This is a genomic window from Streptomyces sp. 7N604 (genome assembly GCF_052245475.1).
In the GTDB taxonomy this organism is placed as follows: Bacteria; Actinomycetota; Actinomycetes; order Streptomycetales; family Streptomycetaceae; genus Streptomyces.
In genome coordinates, this window is record NZ_JBQQBX010000016.1 from 59,342 (window position 1) to 78,534 (window position 19,193).

23 protein-coding genes are annotated in these 19,193 nt (G+C 72.4%); 7 read left to right on the plus strand and 16 right to left on the minus strand.

The window, feature by feature from the left end; all coding sequences use genetic code 11:
* Nucleotides 1-8 precede the first annotated feature (8 nt).
* On the minus strand, nt 9-254 hold the full coding sequence (locus tag ACTWP8_RS18815; RefSeq protein ID WP_443313800.1) for a WhiB family transcriptional regulator: 246 nt from the start codon (nt 252-254) through the stop codon (nt 9-11).
* Nucleotides 255-372: 118 nt separating this feature from the next.
* Between ACTWP8_RS18815 and fxsA the strand changes: the two genes are divergently transcribed.
* The gene (fxsA, locus tag ACTWP8_RS18820; protein ID WP_443323295.1) at nt 373-990 is read left to right on the plus strand and encodes an FxsA family membrane protein; all 618 of its coding nucleotides are present in this window, start codon (nt 373-375) and stop codon (nt 988-990) included.
* A 49-nt stretch (nt 991-1,039) separates the two neighbouring features.
* Here the strand turns inward: fxsA and ACTWP8_RS18825 are convergent, their stop codons facing one another.
* From ACTWP8_RS18825 to yczE, 4 genes are all read right to left on the minus strand, one after another.
* Nucleotides 1,040-1,414: an RNA polymerase-binding protein RbpA gene (locus tag ACTWP8_RS18825; protein ID WP_055472566.1), complete on the minus strand. Its 375-nt coding sequence runs from the start codon at nt 1,412-1,414 to the stop codon at nt 1,040-1,042.
* 334 nt (nt 1,415-1,748) lie between these two features.
* Complete coding sequence (locus ACTWP8_RS18830) at nt 1,749-3,137, minus strand: MFS transporter (protein WP_443323296.1); 1,389 nt, start codon at nt 3,135-3,137, stop codon at nt 1,749-1,751.
* A gap of 72 nt (nt 3,138-3,209) precedes the next feature.
* The gene (locus ACTWP8_RS18835) at nt 3,210-3,971 is read right to left on the minus strand and encodes a glycerophosphodiester phosphodiesterase (RefSeq protein WP_443323297.1); all 762 of its coding nucleotides are present in this window, start codon (nt 3,969-3,971) and stop codon (nt 3,210-3,212) included.
* Nucleotides 3,968-4,780, minus strand: a complete 813-nt coding sequence (gene yczE, locus ACTWP8_RS18840) for a membrane protein YczE (RefSeq protein WP_443323414.1) — start codon at nt 4,778-4,780, stop codon at nt 3,968-3,970. The genes ACTWP8_RS18835 and yczE overlap by 4 nt, the downstream gene beginning before the upstream one ends.
* A gap of 48 nt (nt 4,781-4,828) precedes the next feature.
* Here yczE and ACTWP8_RS18845 point away from each other — a divergent pair, with 48 nt between their 5' ends.
* The gene (locus ACTWP8_RS18845; protein ID WP_443323298.1) at nt 4,829-6,331 is read left to right on the plus strand and encodes an SCO1417 family MocR-like transcription factor; all 1,503 of its coding nucleotides are present in this window, start codon (nt 4,829-4,831) and stop codon (nt 6,329-6,331) included.
* A gap of 54 nt (nt 6,332-6,385) precedes the next feature.
* Here the strand turns inward: ACTWP8_RS18845 and glpK are convergent, their stop codons facing one another.
* From glpK to ACTWP8_RS18865, 4 genes are all read right to left on the minus strand, one after another.
* Complete coding sequence (glpK, locus tag ACTWP8_RS18850; RefSeq protein WP_443323299.1) at nt 6,386-7,903, minus strand: glycerol kinase GlpK; 1,518 nt, start codon at nt 7,901-7,903, stop codon at nt 6,386-6,388.
* A gap of 48 nt (nt 7,904-7,951) precedes the next feature.
* On the minus strand, nt 7,952-8,809 hold the full coding sequence (locus ACTWP8_RS18855; RefSeq protein WP_443313795.1) for an MIP/aquaporin family protein: 858 nt from the start codon (nt 8,807-8,809) through the stop codon (nt 7,952-7,954).
* Nucleotides 8,810-8,917: 108 nt separating this feature from the next.
* Nucleotides 8,918-10,468 carry a hypothetical protein gene (locus tag ACTWP8_RS18860; protein WP_443323300.1) on the minus strand — a complete coding sequence of 517 codons (1,551 nt, stop codon included), beginning with the start codon at nt 10,466-10,468 and terminating at the stop codon, nt 8,918-8,920.
* Nucleotides 10,469-10,586: 118 nt separating this feature from the next.
* On the minus strand, nt 10,587-10,781 hold the full coding sequence (locus ACTWP8_RS18865) for a hypothetical protein (RefSeq protein ID WP_443313793.1): 195 nt from the start codon (nt 10,779-10,781) through the stop codon (nt 10,587-10,589).
* A gap of 263 nt (nt 10,782-11,044) precedes the next feature.
* On the opposite strand from ACTWP8_RS18865, the gene ACTWP8_RS18870 reads away from it, so the two are divergent.
* Nucleotides 11,045-11,461 (plus strand): ankyrin repeat domain-containing protein, encoded by a 417-nt coding sequence (locus tag ACTWP8_RS18870; protein WP_443323301.1) that lies wholly within the window; start codon nt 11,045-11,047, stop codon nt 11,459-11,461.
* Between the two features lie 10 nt (nt 11,462-11,471).
* Here the strand turns inward: ACTWP8_RS18870 and ACTWP8_RS18875 are convergent, their stop codons facing one another.
* The gene (locus ACTWP8_RS18875) at nt 11,472-11,684 is read right to left on the minus strand and encodes a hypothetical protein (protein ID WP_443323302.1); all 213 of its coding nucleotides are present in this window, start codon (nt 11,682-11,684) and stop codon (nt 11,472-11,474) included.
* 254 nt (nt 11,685-11,938) lie between these two features.
* Between ACTWP8_RS18875 and ACTWP8_RS18880 the strand changes: the two genes are divergently transcribed.
* Nucleotides 11,939-12,415 carry an SPW repeat protein gene (locus ACTWP8_RS18880; protein ID WP_443313790.1) on the plus strand — a complete coding sequence of 159 codons (477 nt, stop codon included), beginning with the start codon at nt 11,939-11,941 and terminating at the stop codon, nt 12,413-12,415.
* A gap of 124 nt (nt 12,416-12,539) precedes the next feature.
* Here the strand turns inward: ACTWP8_RS18880 and ACTWP8_RS18885 are convergent, their stop codons facing one another.
* Nucleotides 12,540-13,361 (minus strand): SDR family oxidoreductase, encoded by an 822-nt coding sequence (locus ACTWP8_RS18885; protein WP_443323303.1) that lies wholly within the window; start codon nt 13,359-13,361, stop codon nt 12,540-12,542.
* A 186-nt stretch (nt 13,362-13,547) separates the two neighbouring features.
* On the opposite strand from ACTWP8_RS18885, the gene ACTWP8_RS18890 reads away from it, so the two are divergent.
* The gene (locus tag ACTWP8_RS18890; RefSeq protein WP_443323304.1) at nt 13,548-13,940 is read left to right on the plus strand and encodes a VOC family protein; all 393 of its coding nucleotides are present in this window, start codon (nt 13,548-13,550) and stop codon (nt 13,938-13,940) included.
* Between the two features lie 132 nt (nt 13,941-14,072).
* On the opposite strand, the gene ACTWP8_RS18895 is transcribed toward ACTWP8_RS18890, so the two are convergent.
* Nucleotides 14,073-14,762, minus strand: coding sequence for a helix-turn-helix domain-containing protein (locus ACTWP8_RS18895; RefSeq protein ID WP_443323305.1), 690 nt, complete (start codon nt 14,760-14,762; stop codon nt 14,073-14,075).
* Nucleotides 14,763-15,039: 277 nt separating this feature from the next.
* Here ACTWP8_RS18895 and ACTWP8_RS18900 point away from each other — a divergent pair, with 277 nt between their 5' ends.
* The gene (locus ACTWP8_RS18900) at nt 15,040-15,864 is read left to right on the plus strand and encodes a peptidoglycan DD-metalloendopeptidase family protein (RefSeq protein WP_443323307.1); all 825 of its coding nucleotides are present in this window, start codon (nt 15,040-15,042) and stop codon (nt 15,862-15,864) included.
* An 85-nt stretch (nt 15,865-15,949) separates the two neighbouring features.
* Here ACTWP8_RS18900 and ACTWP8_RS18905 read toward each other — a convergent pair whose 3' ends face one another.
* From ACTWP8_RS18905 to ACTWP8_RS18920, 4 genes are all read right to left on the minus strand, one after another.
* Nucleotides 15,950-16,375, minus strand: coding sequence for an OsmC family protein (locus ACTWP8_RS18905; protein ID WP_443323308.1), 426 nt, complete (start codon nt 16,373-16,375; stop codon nt 15,950-15,952).
* 104 nt (nt 16,376-16,479) lie between these two features.
* Nucleotides 16,480-16,677, minus strand: coding sequence for a hypothetical protein (locus ACTWP8_RS18910; protein ID WP_443323309.1), 198 nt, complete (start codon nt 16,675-16,677; stop codon nt 16,480-16,482).
* Between the two features lie 39 nt (nt 16,678-16,716).
* A complete protein-coding gene (locus tag ACTWP8_RS18915; RefSeq protein WP_443323310.1) occupies nt 16,717-17,271 on the minus strand; it encodes a hypothetical protein in 555 nt (184 codons plus the stop codon).
* A 61-nt stretch (nt 17,272-17,332) separates the two neighbouring features.
* On the minus strand, nt 17,333-17,818 hold the full coding sequence (locus tag ACTWP8_RS18920; RefSeq protein ID WP_443323311.1) for a nuclear transport factor 2 family protein: 486 nt from the start codon (nt 17,816-17,818) through the stop codon (nt 17,333-17,335).
* A 240-nt stretch (nt 17,819-18,058) separates the two neighbouring features.
* On the opposite strand from ACTWP8_RS18920, the gene ACTWP8_RS18925 reads away from it, so the two are divergent.
* Nucleotides 18,059-19,093 (plus strand): rod shape-determining protein, encoded by a 1,035-nt coding sequence (locus ACTWP8_RS18925; protein ID WP_443323312.1) that lies wholly within the window; start codon nt 18,059-18,061, stop codon nt 19,091-19,093.
* Nucleotides 19,094-19,193 lie beyond the last annotated feature (100 nt).

The window sequence follows — 19,193 nt, forward strand, 5'->3', positions numbered from 1 at the left end:
GCCGGTGGTCAGCGCCGCGCCCGGGCGGTACGGCGGCTCATCGAACGCCGCTCGCTCTCGTCGAGACCGCCCCAGATGCCGGAGTCCTGGTGGTGCTCCAGCGCCCACTCCAGGCAGTGCTTCCGCACCCGGCAACGTCCGCAGACGGCCTTCGCCGACTCGGCCTGCTGAGTCGTGGCGGGGCCTGAGACGCCGATGGGGAAGAAGAGTTCCGGGTCCTCGTCACGGCAGGCGGCGCTCTGACGCCAGTTCATGGGGGCCACTCCTTCCGCGCCCGCGCGCGGGCGCCTTGGTTTCCTTACGCGTGGTCGCACAGGTCGAAGTCCGCAACCCGCGTACCCGTGGGACCCGGGTCAATGCACACTGGGAGACATGACGACCGGCCTGCCGAACCAGCCACCGCCCACCCGCCCCCGGCGCTCGCGCGCCCGCATGTTCCTCCCGCTGGGCGTGGCCGCCTGGCTGGTGCTGGAGATCTGGCTGCTGACGGTCGTGGGCCGCGCCTTCGGCGGGTTCACCATCCTGGTGCTGCTCGTCGCCGGGGCGGTGCTCGGCGGTTACGTGATCAAGCGCGCCGGGCGCAGGGCCTGGCGCGGGCTGACCGCGAACGTCCAGGCGGCGCAGGCCGCGGCGGCGTCGGGGCGACCGCTCGACGAGACGACGGCGAGCGCCGAGAGCAGCGGCAATACCCTGCCGATGATCGGCGGGCTGCTGCTGATGATGCCGGGGCTGATCTCGGACGCGGCCGGGCTGCTCTGCATCTTCCCGCCGACGCGGGCGCTGCTCCGCCGCCTCCTGGAGCAGTCGCTGGAGCGCCGGATGCGGCTCGCGGCGGAGTCCGGCCCGTTCGGCCACGCCTACCAGCAGGCCGCCCAGTCCCGTATCCACCACCCCGACGGGAAGGTCGTCCAGGGCGAGGTCGTCCACGAGGACGGGCCCGGCGGCGAGCCACCCCGCGACGACGGGCCCCGCCCGCCGCTCACGGGCTGATGGGCGCCGTGGGCCCGAGCATGAAGAAGGCCGCGCGCGCCGCGAGCGCTTACGCGGACTTGCGGTTGTCCCGCGGATGCACGGCGATGTTCATGGCGCCGGAGCGCAGGACCGCCAGCCTCTCGGCCAGCACCTCCTCGAGCTCCTCGCGGGTGCGCCGCTCCATGAGCATGTCCCAGTGCGTACGCGCGGGCTTGCCCTTCTTCTCCTCAGGGCCCTCGCCATCCACCAGAAGTGCCTGGGCGCCGCACGCCCTGCACTCCCACTCCGGCGGGATTTCCGCCTCTACCGAGAACGGCATCTCGAATCGATGGCCGTTCGGGCATGCGTACTCCACCGCCTGGCGCGGGGCCAGATCGATGCCGCGGTCGGTCTCGTAGCTGGTCACCACGAGGCGCGTGCCGCGGAGAGCTCGCTCACTCATGAATCGTGCCTCCCGGGCTTGTCGCCCACAGGACAGGTGTCGCTGTCGTCGTCATCCGGTGCAACGTCCGGTCGGCGGTTAAGATTCCCGTTGCGGGTCATGCGTCGCCCGTCGTGCCGCCCCTTGTTGTACCCACCAGCGCCCGGTTTGTCACATCTGGCAGCAGATGTCACCCAGCGTTTTCGCCTCTTTAGCGAGCAGTAACGGTCCATCCGGTGAGTCAAGGGCGTACACTACCGTCCTTCGGGCGTGGACCCGAAATCCGGCCGGAATTCCCGCCTGGACCGGCCTTCCTCCGCCCCAGCGTCCGGCCCGCGTCCGGCCCGCCTCTCGCCTAGATCCGCTCCGGTACGGGATTGCCCGCGGCCGCCACCGCCCGGCGCACCGGCACCCGCGCGAGCAGCCCGAATCCCACCGCGAAGAACAGCACCAGCGAGATGATCGCGTCCCGGTAGCTGCCGGTCAGCTGGTAGGTCAGGCCGAACACCAGCGGCCCGAGCCAGCTCGTCCCGCGGTCGCTCAGCTCGTACGCCGAGAAGTACTCCGCCTCCTTGCCGCGCGGCACCAGCTGCGAGAACAGCGACCGCGACAGTGCCTGGCTGCCGCCCAGCACCATCCCGATCGCCGCCGCGAGCACGAAGAACCATACGGGCTCCCCCGCCGGCAGGAAGTAGCCCGTGCCGATCGTCAGCGTCCACGCCGCCAGCGAACCGAGGATGGTGCGCTTCGCGCCGTAGCGCCGCGCCAGCCGGCCCATGCCCAGCGCCCCCGCCACGGCCAGTACCTGCACCAGCAGGATCGCCGTGATCAGCGTCGTCTGGTCGAGCCCGAGCTCCTCCGAGCCGTATACGGACGCCTGTGAAATCACCGTCTGTACCCCGTCGTTGTAGACGAGATACGCGAGCAGGAACATCAGCGTCAGCGGGTAGCGGCGCATGTCCCGCAGGGTCGCCCGGAGTTGCCGCCACCCGCCGCCCAGCGAGCCCGCCCCGTTCGGGTCTTCGTCCGGGCCCCCGGCCGCGCCGCGCGGCACTCCCCGGTCCCGCAGCCTCCGCAGCGGCACGACCGCGAACGCACCCCACCACAGCCCGGCCGTCGCCAGGCAGATCCGCACCGCCGTCCCCTCCGACACCCCGAAGCCCTCGTGCCCCGAGTACAGGAGCAGGTTGGCGACCAACACCAGGGCGCCCGAGGCGTATCCGAGCGCCCAGCCGCGCGAGGAGACCGTGTCCCGCTCGTCGGGCTCGGCGATCTGCGGCAGGAACGCGTTGTAGAGCACCATCGACACGGAGAGGGAGGCGTTCGCCACGATCAGCAGAGCCCCGCCCAGCAGATAGCGCTCCCCTTCGAGGAAGAACAGCCCCGCCGTCGCCCCCGCCCCCAGATACGCGGCGGCCGCCAGCAGCGGCTTCTTGCGGCCCGTACGGTCCGCGACCGCCCCCACCAGGGGCATGACCAGCACGGCCAGCAGGATCGACGCCGACACCGCGTAGGCGAAGAAGGACCCCGCCCGCACCGGCAGCCCCAGCGGGTGCACATATCCGTCCGCGTCCGCGGCCGCCTTGGCGACCTCCGTCAGATACGGGCCCACGAAGACGGTGAGCACGCTCGTCGAATAGACCGAAACCGCCCAGTCGTAGACGTACCAGCCGCGCTGTTCCCGCCGCCGCTCGGCGGCCTCGGCCGCGGTCCCGGCCGGCCCGCTCGCGGTTTCCATGCCCATGCGGGCCCCCTCGTCGTCCCCGTCGCCGCGGTCCAGGGCTCACCGGCGACGAGCCGGGGGGAAGGGGCATGGTCAGGCCCAGGCCCCGCGGGCGGTCAGCACCGTGCGCAGCGTGTCGATGTGGTCGGTCATAATGCCATCCACTCCGAGGTCGAGGAGCGAGGTCATCCGGTCCGCGTCGTTCACCGTCCACACGTGCACCTGCAGCCCGCGCGCGTGCGCGGCCCGAACGAACGCGCGGTCCACGACCCGTATCCCGGACTGGCGCTCCGGCACCTGCACCGCGACCGCGGTGCGCCGCACGCGGGCCGGGAGGCCGTACGACCGCAGCCGCAGGCCGACAACGCCCCGGGTGCCGTACGAGGTCGCCAACCGCGGTCCGGCCAGCTTCAGAGCGCGGGTCACCCGGCCTTCCGAGAACGAGCCGATGCACACCCTGTCCCACGCGCCGGTCCGCCCGATCAGCTCCACCAGGGGTACGAGGGCCGCCTCCGCCTTGACGTCCACGTTCCAGCGCGCCTCGGGGAAGCACTCGAGCAGTTCCTCGAAGAGCGGCACGGGTTCCGACCCGGCCACGCGCGCGTGCCGCACCTCCGACCACGGCAGCTCCGCGATCCGCCCGCTCGCGTCGGTGACCCGGTCCAGGACCGGGTCGTGGAAGGCGACCAGCGTGCCGTCCGACGTGGCGTGCACATCGGTCTCCAGGTAGCGGTAGCCGGCGCCGATCGCGCGCCGGAAGGCGGCCGCGGTGTTCTCCAAGCCGTCCGCGGCCCCGCCCCGGTGGGCGAAGGCGAGCGTGGCCGGATGCTCGAGGAAGGGGTGCAGTGGAGTCACCGCGGCAGTATGGCGTCCTCCGCGGGACCGCCGTGAGCCACCACAAGTGAACGCGGGCCATCCGGCAGCGAAATCGCGAACACCCGCAGGAAGAGCTGCGAGAGCGGCCCGATCGCCAGCGCGTACGCCACGGTGCCCACCCCCACGGAGCCGCCGAGGACGAAGCCCGTCGCGAGCACCGACACCTCGATCCCGGTCCGTACGAGTCGTATCGAGCGGCCTGTTCGCCGGTGCAGGCCGGTCATCAGGCCGTCGCGCGGCCCTGGTCCGAAGCGCGCCGAGATGTAAAGACCGGTCGCGATGCCGTTCAGCACGATCGAGGCGGCCAGCAGCGGGACTTGCAGGCCCAGGCCGTGCGGAGCCGGAACGACCGCCAGGGTCGCGTCCATCGCGAGGCCGACCACCACGACGTTCGACACCGTGCCGAGCCCGGGGCACTGGCGCAGCGGGACCCACAGCAGCAGGACGACCGCGCCGACGATGATCGACACCACGCCGATCGACAGCCCGGAGTGCTCCGAAACCCCCTGGTGGAACACGTCCCAGGGGTCAAGACCGAGGCCCGCGCGCACCTGCAACGCCGCGCTCGCGCCGTACAGCACCAGACCGGCGTACAGCTGGACGAGGCGCCGGGTGAGCCTGCGCGACGACCGTCCCGGCTCGTGCGGTCGTCCCCGCCTGCCCGACCCTCCCCGTTCGCCTGGTCCTCCCTCTCCGTGTGATCCGCTCCATCCGCTCCATCCGCCTGATCCGGACAAAGTTCCCTCCCCGGTGGTGAAAGTGGCCTGGCTCGTGCCACCCTGTGGCAGGGGAATGGACTGCTTCCATGGCCAATCCGGGGAAGGTGGACTGGAAAGATGGGTCAGTGGACTTCGGCGGTGGGTGCCGCGCAGCTCGCCCGGCTGCTCCGGTCCCAGAGCGTGGCCGCGCGCGAGACCGCAGCCGGCCGCAGGCTGCCCGCCTACCGCGCGCTCGCCGACGGGGTGCGCCTGCTCGTCCTCGAAGGCCGGGTCCCGGTGGCGGCCCGGCTCCCGGCCGAGCGCGAGCTCGCCGCCGCGCTCGCCCTCAGCCGTACGACCGTGGCATCCGCGTACGAGGCCCTGCGCGGAGAGGGGTTCCTCGAATCGCGGCGCGGAGCGGGCAGTTGGACCGCCGTTCCCGCGGGCAGCCCGCTGCCCACCCGCGGCCTCGACCCGCTCCCGCCCGAGGCGGCCGGTTCGATGATCGACCTCGGCTGCGCGGCGCTGCCCGCCCCCGAGCCCTGGCTCACCAAGGCCTTCCAGGGCGCCCTCGAAGGACTCCCGCCGTACGCCCACACCCACGGCGACTATCCGGCAGGCCTCCCCGACCTGCGCCAGGCCCTCGCCGACCGCTACACCGCCCGCGGAATCGCGACCATGCCCGAGCAGATCATGGTGACCACCGGCGCCATGGGCGCCGTCGCCGCTATCTGTCATCTCTTCGCGGCCCGCGGTGAGCGCGTCGCCGTCGAGTCGCCGTCGTACGCCAACGTGCTGCAGCTGATGCGCGACGCCGGGGCCCGGCTCGTACCGGTCGCCATGGCCGACGGGCTCACGGGCTGGGACATCCCGGTCTGGCGGCAAGTGCTGCGGGACGCCGCGCCGCGCATGGCGTACGTGATGGCCGACTTCCACAACCCCACCGGCGCTCTGGCGAGCGAGGACCAGCGCCGGGCGATGGTGGCGGCCGCGCGCGCCGCCGGCACCGTCCTGGTCGTCGACGAGACGATGTCCGAGCTGCGCCACGACCCGGAGGCCGAACTGCCGTCCCCGGTCTCGGCGTTCGACCCCTCGGGCAGCACGGTCGTGACGGTCGGGTCCGCAAGCAAGGCCTTCTGGGCCGGGCTGCGCATCGGATGGGTCCGCGCGGCCCCCGACGTCATCCGCAGCCTCGTCGCCGCCCGCGCCTACACCGACCTCGGCTCTCCTGTCGTCGAACAGCTCGCCGTCACCTGGCTGCTGGGCGACGGCGGCTGGGACGCGGCGGGCGACATCCGCCGCACCCAGGCGCGTGAGAACCGCGACGACCTGGTCGCCGCCCTCGGGCGGCACGTGCCGGGCTGGGAGTTCACCGTCCCCAGCGGCGGCCTCACGCTCTGGGTCCGCACCGGCGGCCTGTCCGGCTCGCGGATCGCGGAGGCGGGCGAGCGGCTCGGCGTGCGGGTGCCGTCGGGGCCGCGGTTCGGCGTCGACGGGGCCTTCGAGGGCTTCGTACGGCTGCCGTTCACGGTCGGCGGCGCGCTCGCGGACACCGCGGCCACCCGCCTGGCGGCCGCGGCCCACCTCGTCGAGACCGGCGCACCCGCCGCGGCCGACACCCCGCGCAGCCTGGTGGCCTGACGGGCCGCCGCCGACTCGTCCAGCCGGCCGACCGAGTCGACCTCACCAACTCACCTAGCCGACCTTCGCCCAGCCCATGCTGCGCTCCACGGCCTTCTTCCAGCCCTCGTAGCCCTCCTCGCGCTGTTCCTCGCTCCACTGCGGGTCCCAGCGCTTGGACTCCGCCCAGTGGGTGCGCAGTTCATCCGTGTCCCGCCAGAACCCGGTGGCGAGTCCGGCCGCGTAGGCGGCGCCGAGTGCGGTGGTCTCGGCGACGACCGGGCGGCTGACCGGTACGCCGAGAATGTCGGCCTGGATCTGCATGCACAGGTCGTTGGCGGTCACGCCGCCGTCCACCTTGAGCACGTCGAGATGGACGCCGGAGTCGCGCTCCATGGCCTCCGCCACGTCGCGGCTCTGGTAGCAGATGGCTTCCAGGGTGGCCCGCGCCAGGTGGCCGCCGGTGTTGAAGCGAGTCAGACCCACGATCGCGCCGCGGGCGTCGGACTTCCAGTACGGCGCGAACAGGCCGGAGAACGCCGGTACGAAGTAGACCCCGCCGTTGTCCTCGACCGTCAGGGCGAGCCGCTCGCTCTCGGCGGCACTGGCGATGATCTTCAACTGGTCGCGCAGCCACTGCACCGCCGCGCCCGTGACGGCCATGGAACCCTCGAGGGCGTAGATCGCGGGGCTGCCCTCGAACTGGTAGGCCACGGTGGTCAGCAGCCCGAACTGCGAATGGACCGGCTCCGTACCGGTGTTGAGCAGCAGGAAGTTGCCGGTGCCGTAGGTGTTCTTGGCCTCGCCCGGCGCGAAACAGACCTGGCCCACGGTCGCGGCCTGCTGGTCGCCCAGCACCCCGGCGATCGGAATGGCCGCGCGCAGCGGCCGGCCGGTACGGGACCGCCCGAACCCCTCGGGTGAGGCCGAGGGGTTGATGCGCGGCAGCATGGCGCGCGGGACGCCGAAGAAGCTCAGGAGTTCGTCGTCCCAGTCCAGCGTCTCCAGGTCCATCAGCATCGTGCGGCTGGCGTTGGTCACGTCGGTGGCGTGAATGCCGCCGTCGGGACCGCCGGTGAGGTTCCACAGCACCCAGCTGTCGGTCGTGCCGAACAGCGCGTTGCCCGCTTCCGCGGCCTCGCGCAGCCCGTCGACGTGCTCCAGCAGCCACTGGATCTTGCCGCCGGAGAAGTACGTCGCCGGAGGAAGACCGGCCCTGCGCCGGATGACATCGCCGCGGCCGTCGCGGTCCAGGGCCGCGGCGATGGCGTCCGTACGGGTGTCCTGCCAGACGACGGCGTTGTAGTACGGGCGGCCCGTGCGAGGGTCCCAGATCACCGTCGTCTCTCGCTGGTTGGTGATGCCGATCGCGGCCAGGTCGGCGGCCGTCAGCCCGCCGTTCCGCAGCGCGTTCTGCATCACGGTGTTGGTGCGCTCCCAGATCTCCACCGGGTCGTGCTCGACCCACCCCGAGCGCGGCAGGATCTGCCGGTGCTCGAGCTGGTCCCTCGCCACCTCGTTGCCCGCGTGATCGAAGATCATGAAACGGGTGCTGGTGGTTCCCTGGTCCACCGCACCGACGAACTCTGGCATCTCTGCCGCCTCTCGTAGGGTCGTACGGGATGTCCTGGACTGGAGATGTCAGGGGGTCTCGCCCTCGGGCGTGGGAACTCGCCCCGGTTCCTGCGGCGGGCGCGCTTCCAGGAAGCGGCTGATGCAGAACTTGTAGAAGGCGGCACCGACCGGGCCGCCGATCAGCGGGCCCAGGATGGGAACCCAGAAATAGAGATTCCCGTACTGATCTCGCCAGGCACTGTCGTAGCCGGTGATGAAGCTCGCGAGACGGGGGCCGAAGTCACGGGCGGGGTTGATGGCGTACCCGGCGTCCGTACCCCAGGCCATGCCGATCCCGACCACGATGAGGCCGATGATGAACGGAGCCAGATTGGCCCCCGGCGGGGTGTTGAGCAGGTCGGTGACCGCGAAGACCAGCATCACCAGGATCGCGGTGCCGATGATCTGGTCCCGGAACGCGCCCATCTCGCTCACCGGCAGCGCCCCGTTGCCGGGGAGGGTGTTGAACACAAACTGAGTCTTGAGGGTGTGGCCGGGGTCGGCCGCGGCCAGCGTTTCGGTGTAGTTCCAGCGCACCAGCAGCGCTGCGACGAACGCGCCGGCCGTCTGAGCCACCATGTAGGGCAGCACCTTGGGCCATGGGAAGCCCTTGAAGGCTGCCAGCGAGAGGGTGACCGCCGGGTTGATGTGGGCGCCACTGAGCCGTGCCGCGACATAGATGCCCAGGGTGACGCCGATGCCCCAGGCCCAGGAGATGCTGTCGTGATCGCCGAGTGTCCCGTCGGCCAAATAGATGCTTGCGGCGAACTGTGCCACTACGCCGCAGCCGAAGAGGATGAGGACCATGGTGCCGGCGAACTCGGAGAAGAGTTCGCCGATCAGTTCTGTTCTCTTGGTTGGCGCCTGTGCCGTGTTCTCAGCCATTGAATACCCGCTTCCTCACGGTCTGGAGGGCCGCCGTGAAGGCCTCCATCCGGCTCATCGTGTGCTTCGGTGAGCCGCTTTCGCGCGCTGGGTACGGCCGTTCGGGGGTCACGTGTCGGCGTGCTCCGGCGGACGACGGGCCGCGGGAGGGACGGCGTCCAGCCGGTCGGGGAGCAGCTCGAGGACCGCCCGGCGGTGCGTCTCGCTCGCCGTGTCGTCATACGGGTCGGGGGTGGCCGGCACCTGGAGCCGGTGTACCGGGCCCGTGCCCACGCGCGCGTACCCGCGCCCCGGTGGCATGCCGGGAACCGGCGTGGTGTGCGGCGGCACGCCCAGCACGGCGTGCGCCTGCCGCGGGTCGGCGGGGCCGAGGACCACCCGCGCCCGGGTGTGCGACCGTACGGTCTCGGACAGCGCGTCGGCGTGGTCGAGCTGGTCGCCGACGACGACCGTGACACCGACCGTCCGGCCGTGCCGCAGCGGAACCTGCAGCAGCTCCTGCGGATCCCGCCGCCTCTCCGCGGCAGCGAGAAGGCTGAGCCCGGCCGGCCGGTCGAGCAGGATCCACAGCTGTCTGCGCGTGTCCTGCGGTGCCGGACGCCCGGCCTGGCGGGCCCGGTTGGCGGAGATCAGCCGGCGCTCGGTTTCGTTGGCGGCCCATTCCAGGGACGCCAGGGCGCCCCCGAGACCGCATTCCACGGCCAGTACGCCCTGCCGCCCGACCAGGCACGCGTACTCGCCGGTGCCGCTGCCGTCCACCACCAGCACATCGCCCTGGTGCAGTGCCTGGAGGGCGATCGAGCGCACCAGGGTCGTGACACCGGTTCCGCTGTGGCCGAGCGCGAGCAGATGCGGCTCCGTGGAGCGCGGCCCGGTGCGCCACATCACCGGCGGGGCGTCGCGCGTGCCGTCCGCACCCGTCACGGGGACGGTGCGCTGCACACCGCCCGCGTCCGTGAAGCCGAGGACCGTCTCGCCGGGCGCGGTGATGAAGCGCTGGGCGCAGATGTCGGTGGGCAGCGGCGGCAACACGGTCAGGGCGAGCTCGTTCGCCTCCTCGTCCCACTCGAAAAGGTACTCACGGCCGCGGCCGCACTTGGCCTGCAGCAACTGCTCGATACGGTCGCGGGACTGGGGATCGCCGTCCGTGAAGTACGGCGGGTAGCGCAGCTGGAGCCGGGCGAGCCGCCCGTCGTCGTCGAATTCGTAGGCGGAGAAGGCCTGTTGCCAGTCGCCGCCGTGCGCGTAGAGCGGGCTCGGGTCGTCCGCGGTGCAGAAGTACGGCACCAGGGCCTCGTAGAGGACGCGCAGTCGGCCGAGCTCGGCCTCGCCCGGGCCGGTCGCGGCGGGGGTGCGGTCGTGGCCCGCCCACGCGGCCGCGCCCATGAGCGCGATCAGCGCGACCAGCGGCCCGTACGGCATGAGGGCGACCGCCACCGCGCAGGCCGCCGCCGTGAGAAGCGCGGGCCCGCGCCGCTCGCTCGGTGTCGCGGACCAGCGGCGCCGCCCGGCGGCGGCCAGGCGGCGCAGGCCGCGGCTGATGACGATAAGAGGATGGAGCACGTCGGTGGCGCTGTCGGCTGCCGTGCGCGCGAAGTCGCGGCTGCGGGCGATCGGCGCGCTGGGATTGAGGATGCGGGGCAGTGGACGCCGGGCCACGTTCGTTCTCCTGATGTCCTGACGCTGAGACGTGCTGCGGGTGCGGGGGCCGTTGCGGGGCGCGGGTGACGGTGTCGGTCGTCGCGGGAGTGCGCGGCCGCGGAGTGCGCGGCCGCGGCTAGAACTTGATTCCGCCCAGGAGGCTGGCCAGGCTCGCGCTGCCCGCCCTGATGCTGGGGGCGATGGCGGTGCCCGCCAGGAAGAAACCGAAGAGCGCGCAGACCACGGCGTGGGAGGCCTTGAGTCCGTCCTTCCGGAGGAACAGGAAGACGATGATGGCGAGCAGCATGACGCCCGAGATGGACAGAATCATGAGGTTCTCCTGAGTGGTGGGGGACGATCGCCGTCACCATGAGTTCATCCAGGATCGCAGCATGTATCCACGAGGAGAAAGCCGCAAACGGGCGAATTGTCATGGAAATCCCCCGGTTGGTTGAGCGGAATCGCCGCACTGCGGGCGGAAGGCCGCTCCTGGGCCGATCATTGCCCCGGGCGGTCCGGGGCATGTCCCGGGCGCCGCAGTAGGCTGGCGAATCACTCGGACGGGCGCGCGGAACCTGGAAGGCGGATCAACGGATGAGTGCTCCGGAAGCCGGCGACGGCGCGGATCAGGTCGATCCGGAGGTCGTCGAGCTGGCGTCGAGGATCTTCGACCTCGCGCGGTCCGGCGACACCGCCGCCCTGGCCGCGTACGTCGATGCGGGCGTTCCCGCGAACCTCACCAACGACAAGGGTGACTCGCTCGTCATGCTCGCCGCTTACCACGGCCACGCGGCCGCCGTGGAGGCGCTGGTGGGCCGCGGCGCCGACCCGGACCGGGCCAACGACCGCGGCCAGACGCCGCTCGCCGGCGCGGTCTTCAAGGGTGAGGATGAGGTGATTCGCGCACTGCTCGCGGCCGGCGCCGACCCGGAGGCGGGCACGCCGTCCGCCGTGGACACGGCCCGTATGTTCGGCAAGGGCGAGCTGCTGAAGCTGTTCGGCGCGGAGTGACCCGCAGGGGTCAGAACAGCGGGAGTTGGCCCGGGAACGGCGGGGCGTCCAGATCGATGAGCGGCGGCTGGGTGTCGCCGGCGGACGTGAGCCGACGCGAGCCGGGGCACGAGACGAGCCCGAGGACCGTACGGCGGCCCGGAGGGTCGTGCCGGGCCAGCCGCCCGCCGACCACGGCGATCTGGCGGCGGCAGACGGGGCAGGCGCGGCGCGGAGCAGACATGTGCTCAGTTTCCCCCACCCGCCGCGGGTTATGGGCCGCGCCTGGAGGTGTGGCCGCTCGGTCGGGCGGGGCGCGGCCGGTCAGGAGCGGCCGTGCGCTGCGCCACCGTGACCACGAGTCGCCCCCTGGTCCGGGGGTCGGCGCATTTTAGGCAGGCATCTATCCATAAACCGTTCCAAAGCGCACAATGGTACTGCTCGCCCGATGCCGGGCAGTGCGAACAGAGATGTATGGACCGAAGGAGGCGAGCAGGAATGGCCGATCTCTCGCATCGCCCAGGTGACATTGCGACTCACCCGGACGTACATGAAATGCGGGACCGGTACGCACACATGCTCGAAGGGCGGAGTGCTCCCGCCATCGAGGGACTGGGGTTCCTCGCCGGCGTGTACTGCGCCATCTCGCCGTGGACGGTGCACTTCTCGGGTGCCCGCCCCGAGCTGACTCTCAACAACCTCGTTCTGGGAATCGCCATCGCGCTGATGGCCGTCGGACTCGCCGCCGTGCCGGAGAGGATAGGAGGCCTGGGCTGGACCTTGGCCCCGATGGGGGCTTGGCTGATCATTTCGCCGTGGGTGGTCACGCGCTTCCCCGACGCCGGGATGATCTGGAACAACGTTGTCGTGGGCGCTGTCGTGTGCCTCCTCGGCCTGATCACCGCGGGCGCGGCCATGGGGCCCGGACGCGACGTCACCGCGGGCGCGGGCATGAGGCCTCCTCGCGAAGCGTGACCCCGGCGGGAGGGGGCCGGCCACCCCGCCCGCGACCTCTCCGCCCTTCCCGAGCGGCAGCCGCTGAGCAGCTGCCGCTCACCTCTGCCGCGCGCGGCGCTCCACGGGCGGTCAACCGTGACCGTCAACCACCGTGCGCCCGGAGCCGCTCGTGCACCGCGTACGGCTCCGGGGCCCCGGTCCGGGCGGCCCGTACGCGCGTACCGCCGTCGACCACCAGCTCCGCGCCCGTCACCCAGTCCGCCTCGTCGGAGACGAGCCAGACCACGGCCCGGGCGATGTCGTCCGGCTCCCCGATCCGCCCCAGCGGCAGCCCGTCCGCGATCTCCGGCTCTGCCCGCTCCCAGACGAAGCGCGCCATCTCCGTGCGCACCAGGCCGGGGGAGACGGCGTTGACCCGTACGGCGGGGGCGAGTTCCCCGGCGAGTTGCCGGGTGAGGTGGAGCAGGGCCGCCTTGCTCGTCCCGTACGCGCCGACGTGCGGGCCCACGCCGTGCGCGCCCTCGGTGCCGATGTTGACCACCGCGCCTCCGTGCTCGCGCAGCCAGGCCCGCCAGGCGCACTGGACCAGGCGGAGCGGCGCTTCCACATTGACCGCGAAGGCGTCACGCCAGCCCGCCGGGTCGATGTCCATGAGCGGGCCGAACGGGGTGTTGGTGGCGGCGTTGTTCACCACGATGTCCGCGCCGCCGAGTTCCGCCACCGCCAGCGCCACGCAGGCCTCGAGGTGTTCGGGGACCGCGACGGACCCGGCGCAGCCGACGGCCCGGCCGCCGGAGGCGCGCAGCCGCTCAACGGCCGTACGGAGTCCGGCCGGATCCCGTGCGGTGACGCATACCCCGGCCCCGGCCGCGACCAGGGCTTGCGCGACCGCGAAGCCGATGCCGCGGGAGGCGCCGGTGACGATGGCGGCCTTGCCGTGCAGTGCGGGGTGACGAACCGTCATGCGAGCAGGGTCTCATGATGGCCCGTCAGATTGTGTCGGCCGTGCAGGGCTCAGGCCGCTACGGTGCGGGCCCCGTACCGGGGCGAACCCGCGGCGTGACCGGGGCCGGGTGCTGCCGGGGGGTGCGCCGGGTTCGCTGTCCGATTCGTTCAAGACCGGCGCCCGCCCGCTGTCTACGCTGCGGATATGGCACCTCGAATCGATCTCATCGGCCTCGTCGTCTCCGACATGGCCGCCTCGCTCGCCTTCTACCGCAGGCTCGGCCTCGACATCCCGGCCGACGCCGAAACGCAGCCGCACGTGGAGGCCCAGCTGCCCGGCGGACTGCGCATCGCCTGGGACACCGAGGAGACCGTCCGCTCCTTCGACCCGTCCTGGACGCCCCCGCAGGGCGGTCACCGGCTCGCGCTCGCCTTCGCCTGCGACGACCCCGCCGACGTGGACCGGACGTACGACGCACTCCTCGACGCCGGCTACACGGGCCACCTGGGGCCCTGGGACGCCTTCTGGGGGATGCGCTACGCCACCGTCCTCGACCCGGACGGCAACGGCGTCGATCTCTTCGCGCCACTGCCGTGACGCTCCCGCTGGGGGCGGTCGGACAGGCGCGGGTCGTGCTCGCCCGGCACTGCCGGTTGCCCCCGGCAGGAGCCCCCTGGCGTGGACCGGCCGTGCCGAACCGGCAGCACCCGACGAAGATCCGGACGGGCCTCAGGGCACCAGTTCGCCCAGCGGAACCCCGGCCAGGGCCTTGACCTCGCGGGCGAGGTGGGCCTGGTCGGCGTACCCCGCGAGCGCCGCGACCTCGGCGTACGGGGTGCCGGCGCGGGCCAGCGCCAGACCGCGGTTCATCCGCAGCACCCGGGCCAGCGTCTTCGGCCCGTACCCGAAGGCTGCCAGGCAGCGCCGGTGCAGCTGCCGCTCGCCGAGACCGGCCGCCCGCGCGACCGCGGACACGGTCTCGCCCGCGCGCAGGCCCGCCACGACCGCCGCCAGGAGCGGATCGGGCGGCGGAGAGTCGCGCAGCCGGTCGGTGGTGATCGCTTCCAGGGCCGCCGCGGGATCCGCCGCGCCGGAGACGCGCTCGGCCAGCCGCCGCACCCGCCCGCCCGGCCAGAGCGCTGCCAGCGGTACGCGCAGGTCCCGCAGCTCGTGCGCCGGCACACCCAGCACGTCGGGGCCGCGGCCCGGCGGGAACCGCAGCCCCACATAGCGCGTGCCCGGCGAGCTTCCGGGCACATGCGCCCGCGTGTCAGGACCTGCCACGACCAGCTGCCCGTCGAGCCAGATCAGGTCGGTGCAGCCGTCGGGCAGGACGCGGTGCGGCGCCCGGCCCGCCGTCCGCGTCCACAGCACCGCCTCCGCGCGCCGCGAGAACCACTCCTCGTACGTGCCGTCCACGCCTCCAGCATGGCACCCGCGGCCGTACGGCCGGCGCGGTCGCGCCCCGGCCCGCGGCCGCACCGGACGGGGGGAGCGGTTCACCCGATGGGCGGCGCTGCGCGAGGTCGTTGCTCCGGACGGCCGCTCCGCCCGCGCCACCTGCGCCGTTGCGGCATTCGCGGGACGCGCTGATGCTCCGTTGGCGGGACGCGTTCCGCCATTGCGGCGGGTGCGCTTGACGGGGCGTAGGGGTGCCATGGGTGCGTGGCGCGGACCCGTACCGAAAGGACACCCAGTGAGCCCGGAAGACATACGTCGCGGAAAGCACCTCAGCCCCCGTCGGCGCACCGTCCGGCGCCTCATATGCGGCGGCCTCGTCGGGGCACTCGGAGTCGTCCCCGCCGCGGGCAGCGCCTGGGCGCAGGGCGGGCAGCCGCCCGCGGCGCAGCAGCCGCAGGGGCCGGACGGGGAGGCCTACGGGCCGGGCTCCCGTGCCGCGGCCTCGGACGCGCACTCCGACGAGCCCTGGGAGCCGGAACCCCAGGTGGACGAGTACGACCCCGACTCGTACTACCCCGACCTCGACCTGCCGTACGGGGACGGGTGGGGCACGGAGGAGGACTCCGAGGACGAGGACTCGGACGATGAGGAGACCGATGAGGAGACCGACGAGGAGACCGACGCCGGGTCGGGCGAGCCGCTCGAAGGCCCGCCGGGCTCCTGGACCAAGCCGATCAGCTCCGGCAAGGTGTCGGCCGCCTACGGGATCCCCGGCAACTGGATCGCCGGACACCACACGGGCGTCGACCTCGCCGTGCCGGTCGGCACCCCGGTCCGCTCCGTCGGCTCCGGCGTCGTCACGAAGGCGGGCCGCGGCGGCGACTACGGCCTGATGGTGCTGATACGCATGGACGACGGGCGCTACACGCTCTTCGCGCACCTCTCGAAGGTGCTCGTACGGCCCGGGAAGCGGGTGGCGACCGGGTCCCTGATCGGCTACTCCGGCAACACCGGGAGGACCACCGGACCGCACCTTCACTTCGAGGTGCGCAAGACGGCCAAGTACGGCTCGGACATCAACCCCGTGTCGTATCTGGCATCGAAGGGCGTCCGCCTCTGAGAGCGCGCAGGCGGTGCGCCCGCACAGGCGCCGCCGGCGGGAGATCCGGCCGGCGGCGCCTTCCTGGGGTTCCCTGCGGCCCGGGTCAGGCCAGCTTGGCGGTGAGCGTGATGGTTGTGCCGGAAAGGGCCTGGCTGACCGGGCAGTTGGCCTTCGCGTCCTCGGCGGCGGAGGTGAAGCCCGCCTCGTCGAGACCCGGCACCTGGCCCTGCACGGTGATGTGGATGCCCGTGATGCCGGTGCCCGGCTGGAAGGTGACCTCCGCCTGCGTCCGCAGCTGCGTCGGAGGTGTGCCGGCCTTGGCGAGGCCGTTCGACAGCGCCATCGAGAAGCAGGCGGAGTGGGCGGCCGCGATCAGCTCCTCGGGGCTGGTCTTCCCGTCCGGCTGTTCGGCGCGCGCGGGCCAGGAGACCGGGTAGTCGCCGATCCCCGAGGAGTCGAAGGTGACGGTGCCCTTGCCCTCGAGCAGGTTGCCGTCCCAGACCGTGTGCGCGGTGCGCGTCGTGGCCACGATGAATCCCTCCTGTGTACGGATTTCGTCACCCCGGTCGTGCGCCTCGGCACGACCGAAGGGTTCCCGACGCGCGGTACGGCCGCGCCCCGTACGGTCGCTGGTCAGTGGCCGGGCCAGGGCGGCCGTCGCGTCAGGTTGATCCACTCGCGATCGTACTGCCCCGGGACGGCTTTGCCCGCCGACGTCCAGCGCTCGACCATCGCCGAGTAGATCGGCGCGTCCGTCGGCTGGGGAACCGATTCGCCTTCTGGTGGCCTGGTCAGCGGCCTGCGCCGTGCCGTGGCCCGTCGAAGCTGCATCGTTGTCACGGTCAACCAACGCTCTCCGGCGCACTCCGGTCACTTCCCGCGCCCCGCACTCACCCGCACCGGCGCCACCTCGCACACGCCATCGAGCCCGGAGACCGGCGAGCGCGCGCTCTTCGTCATCCCGTGGACCGAGTCCGAGCCGGTGGCCGGGGAGCTCTTGCACCGCGGTCCACCCGGGCGCCGTCGTCCCACGCTGAACACCACACTCGCGCTGGGCGGGGCGTTCCTGAGGCTCTGCCCGGGTGCCGGCGTGGGGCCGGGCTTCCCGCCGCAGCCGGGCGAGGAGTGGAGCCGGGCGCGCAGCTCGGTGTTGTTCCGGAAAGCGGTGGCGGCGGTCTCGCTGCCGAGCGGGTAGCAGATGCCGGAGCGCGGGGTGCCGATGGACTGGGCCGGGGTGCTGCGGCCGTAGTCGAAGGACAGCGGCCTCGCGGTCAGGGCGGGCGCGGGCCGCTTCTCGGGCCCGGGGACGGGGCCGGCTCCGGCCCCGCCGGTATCCCCGGCCCCCGTCGACTGGGCGGCGGTGAGCGCCACTCCGACGACGCCGGCGGCTGCCACGATCGACAGGCATCGGTGCTTCACGCTCATGTGACGTCTATCGGCGAGCCGGCCGGAGCCCGCAACCGCTGGAGAACGGCCCGCTGCGCCGTCAGCCGCGCTGTGGTACGAGGCCCTCCGAGGTCCGGCGCCACTTCTCGTGCACGACGACCTCGTGCACGCGCCATCCGGCTTCCGTGCGGCGCAGACCGAAGGTGTACCGGCCGCCGGAGGAGTAGTTCGGGATCGTCACGTGCTGCCCGTCGCGTCCGTCCAGCCGCATCGGATTGACGTAGTCCGCGTGGAGCACCGCGGTGTCCCCGGGCGCCCCGTCCACGCTCTCGATCCGCACCTGCCGGTTGACGATCAGGTGCTGGCGTACGGGGAAGAGCCGCATCACCTCCTCCAGCCACGTCGAGACGTCGGCGGCAGGCCCCTCGATCCCCCCGGATGAGCGGTAGTCGGCGCGCCCGTCGTGGGTGAAGAGGCTTCGGTAGGCCTGCCAGTCGCCGTCGTCGACCGCCCTCGCGTAACCCGTGATCAGATCGTCGATGGCCAGCCGGTCCAGGAGCACCGTGAGCTGAGCGCGCTGCGTCATGCGCACAGTGTTGGGCAGGCGGGCGGCCGGGCCAAGAGGGCAGGGGCAGCTGGAAGGATGTTGTGACCGCCCGCCGGGCGCCGCGTGAACGCGGTTGCCGGTGAAGAGGGCTGGACGGCGGATACGACTACCGGATCGTCGCACTCTTTCGAGGGAGGGCAGGGGGTGGTGTACGGGTGGGCACCCGTCGCCGACCGAGTCTGGAGCCACAACTCGTCGCCAGTGGCGAAAGGATCCCCCATGCCTCTGCCTCAGGCTCTCGGCGCCAGCCATCTGGCCGTCGACCTCGGCACCTCCTGCATCCGGATGCGCGGCCCCAGAGGCGCTTCCTTCCACGGCGCCTCGATGCTGGCCGTGGACACCCGCACCGGCAAGATCGTGGCGGTCGGCGACCCGGCCAAGCGCATGGCGGGCCGTACGCCGCCGGCCATCGAGACCGTCGCGCCCATCCGCCGCGGAGTGATCACGGACTTCGACGCGGCGACCCGGCTGCTGTGGCACGCCATCGGGCAGCAGCGCCGCGGGCGGCTGCGCTCCTGGCTGCCGCCGCGGGTCGTGGCGGGCGTACCCGCGCAGGCCACCGAGGTACAGCAGCGCGCGGTCGAGGAGGCCTTCGAATTCGCCGGTGCCCGCTCGGTCCACCTGCTGCCGAAGGTGACGCTGGCCGCCATCGGGGCGGGGGTTCCGGTGTGGGACGCGACCGGCACGATGGTCGTCGACATCGGCGCCGGTACGACCGAGGTCGCGGCCTTCGCGTTCGGCAATCTGGTGGCGGCCCAGTCCACGACGACCGCGGGCGACGCCTTCGGTGAGGCGCTGCGCGGCTATCTGCACCGGGAGCACACCCTCGCTCTGGGCGCCGAGGCCGCGGAGGAGGTCAAGATCAGCCTCAGCCGGGCGGCAGCCACCGGCAGGAACACCTGTGTGCAGGTGCGCGGCAGGGACCGAATCAGCGATCTGCCCAAGACCGCGATCATGTCGGCCGGTGAGCTCATGCGGGTGGTCGCACCAGAGATCAAGCGGATCGCCGCCACCGTGACCGCCGTCATCGGACAGTGCCCGGCCGTCGTGGCGGACGACGTGGTCGGCCGCGGTCTCGTGCTCACCGGGGGAGGGGCGCTGCTCGGCGGTCTGCCGGAGCAACTGGGCCGGACCGTGGGCATGGCCGTCCATCTCGTCGACTCCCCGGAGACGTCGGTACTCGACGGAGCCGTCCGCTGGGTGGCCGACTCCGCGACGCCCTCGGGACAGCAGCCGCTCCTCGCTCCCATCTGACAGCGAGACAGCTAATCGTCAGTTTCCTTGCGCCGTAAGAAATCTGACGGGAAGTCGGGAAATCCCCGGATGGAGCAGGAACTCGCGGCAGCCGTCGCCA

Excerpts from the sequence above, each read along its gene's own strand:
- ACTWP8_RS18815 (WP_443313800.1), bottom strand. The coding sequence starts at position 254 with ATGAACTGGCGTCAGAGCGCCGCCTGCCGTGACGAGGACCCGGAACTC.
- fxsA (WP_443323295.1), top strand. The coding sequence starts at position 373 with ATGACGACCGGCCTGCCGAACCAGCCACCGCCCACCCGCCCCCGGCGC.
- ACTWP8_RS18825 (WP_055472566.1), bottom strand. The coding sequence starts at position 1,414 with ATGAGTGAGCGAGCTCTCCGCGGCACGCGCCTCGTGGTGACCAGCTAC.
- ACTWP8_RS18830 (WP_443323296.1), bottom strand. The coding sequence starts at position 3,137 with ATGGGCATGGAAACCGCGAGCGGGCCGGCCGGGACCGCGGCCGAGGCC.
- ACTWP8_RS18845 (WP_443323298.1), top strand. The coding sequence starts at position 4,829 with ATGGGTCAGTGGACTTCGGCGGTGGGTGCCGCGCAGCTCGCCCGGCTG.
- glpK (WP_443323299.1), bottom strand. The coding sequence starts at position 7,903 with ATGCCAGAGTTCGTCGGTGCGGTGGACCAGGGAACCACCAGCACCCGT.
- ACTWP8_RS18855 (WP_443313795.1), bottom strand. The coding sequence starts at position 8,809 with ATGGCTGAGAACACGGCACAGGCGCCAACCAAGAGAACAGAACTGATC.
- ACTWP8_RS18865 (WP_443313793.1), bottom strand. The coding sequence starts at position 10,781 with ATGATTCTGTCCATCTCGGGCGTCATGCTGCTCGCCATCATCGTCTTC.
- ACTWP8_RS18870 (WP_443323301.1), top strand. The coding sequence starts at position 11,045 with ATGAGTGCTCCGGAAGCCGGCGACGGCGCGGATCAGGTCGATCCGGAG.
- ACTWP8_RS18875 (WP_443323302.1), bottom strand. The coding sequence starts at position 11,684 with ATGTCTGCTCCGCGCCGCGCCTGCCCCGTCTGCCGCCGCCAGATCGCC.
- ACTWP8_RS18880 (WP_443313790.1), top strand. The coding sequence starts at position 11,939 with ATGGCCGATCTCTCGCATCGCCCAGGTGACATTGCGACTCACCCGGAC.
- ACTWP8_RS18885 (WP_443323303.1), bottom strand. The coding sequence starts at position 13,361 with ATGACGGTTCGTCACCCCGCACTGCACGGCAAGGCCGCCATCGTCACC.
- ACTWP8_RS18890 (WP_443323304.1), top strand. The coding sequence starts at position 13,548 with ATGGCACCTCGAATCGATCTCATCGGCCTCGTCGTCTCCGACATGGCC.
- ACTWP8_RS18910 (WP_443323309.1), bottom strand. The coding sequence starts at position 16,677 with ATGCAGCTTCGACGGGCCACGGCACGGCGCAGGCCGCTGACCAGGCCA.
- ACTWP8_RS18915 (WP_443323310.1), bottom strand. The coding sequence starts at position 17,271 with ATGAGCGTGAAGCACCGATGCCTGTCGATCGTGGCAGCCGCCGGCGTC.
- ACTWP8_RS18920 (WP_443323311.1), bottom strand. The coding sequence starts at position 17,818 with ATGACGCAGCGCGCTCAGCTCACGGTGCTCCTGGACCGGCTGGCCATC.
- ACTWP8_RS18925 (WP_443323312.1), top strand. The coding sequence starts at position 18,059 with ATGCCTCTGCCTCAGGCTCTCGGCGCCAGCCATCTGGCCGTCGACCTC.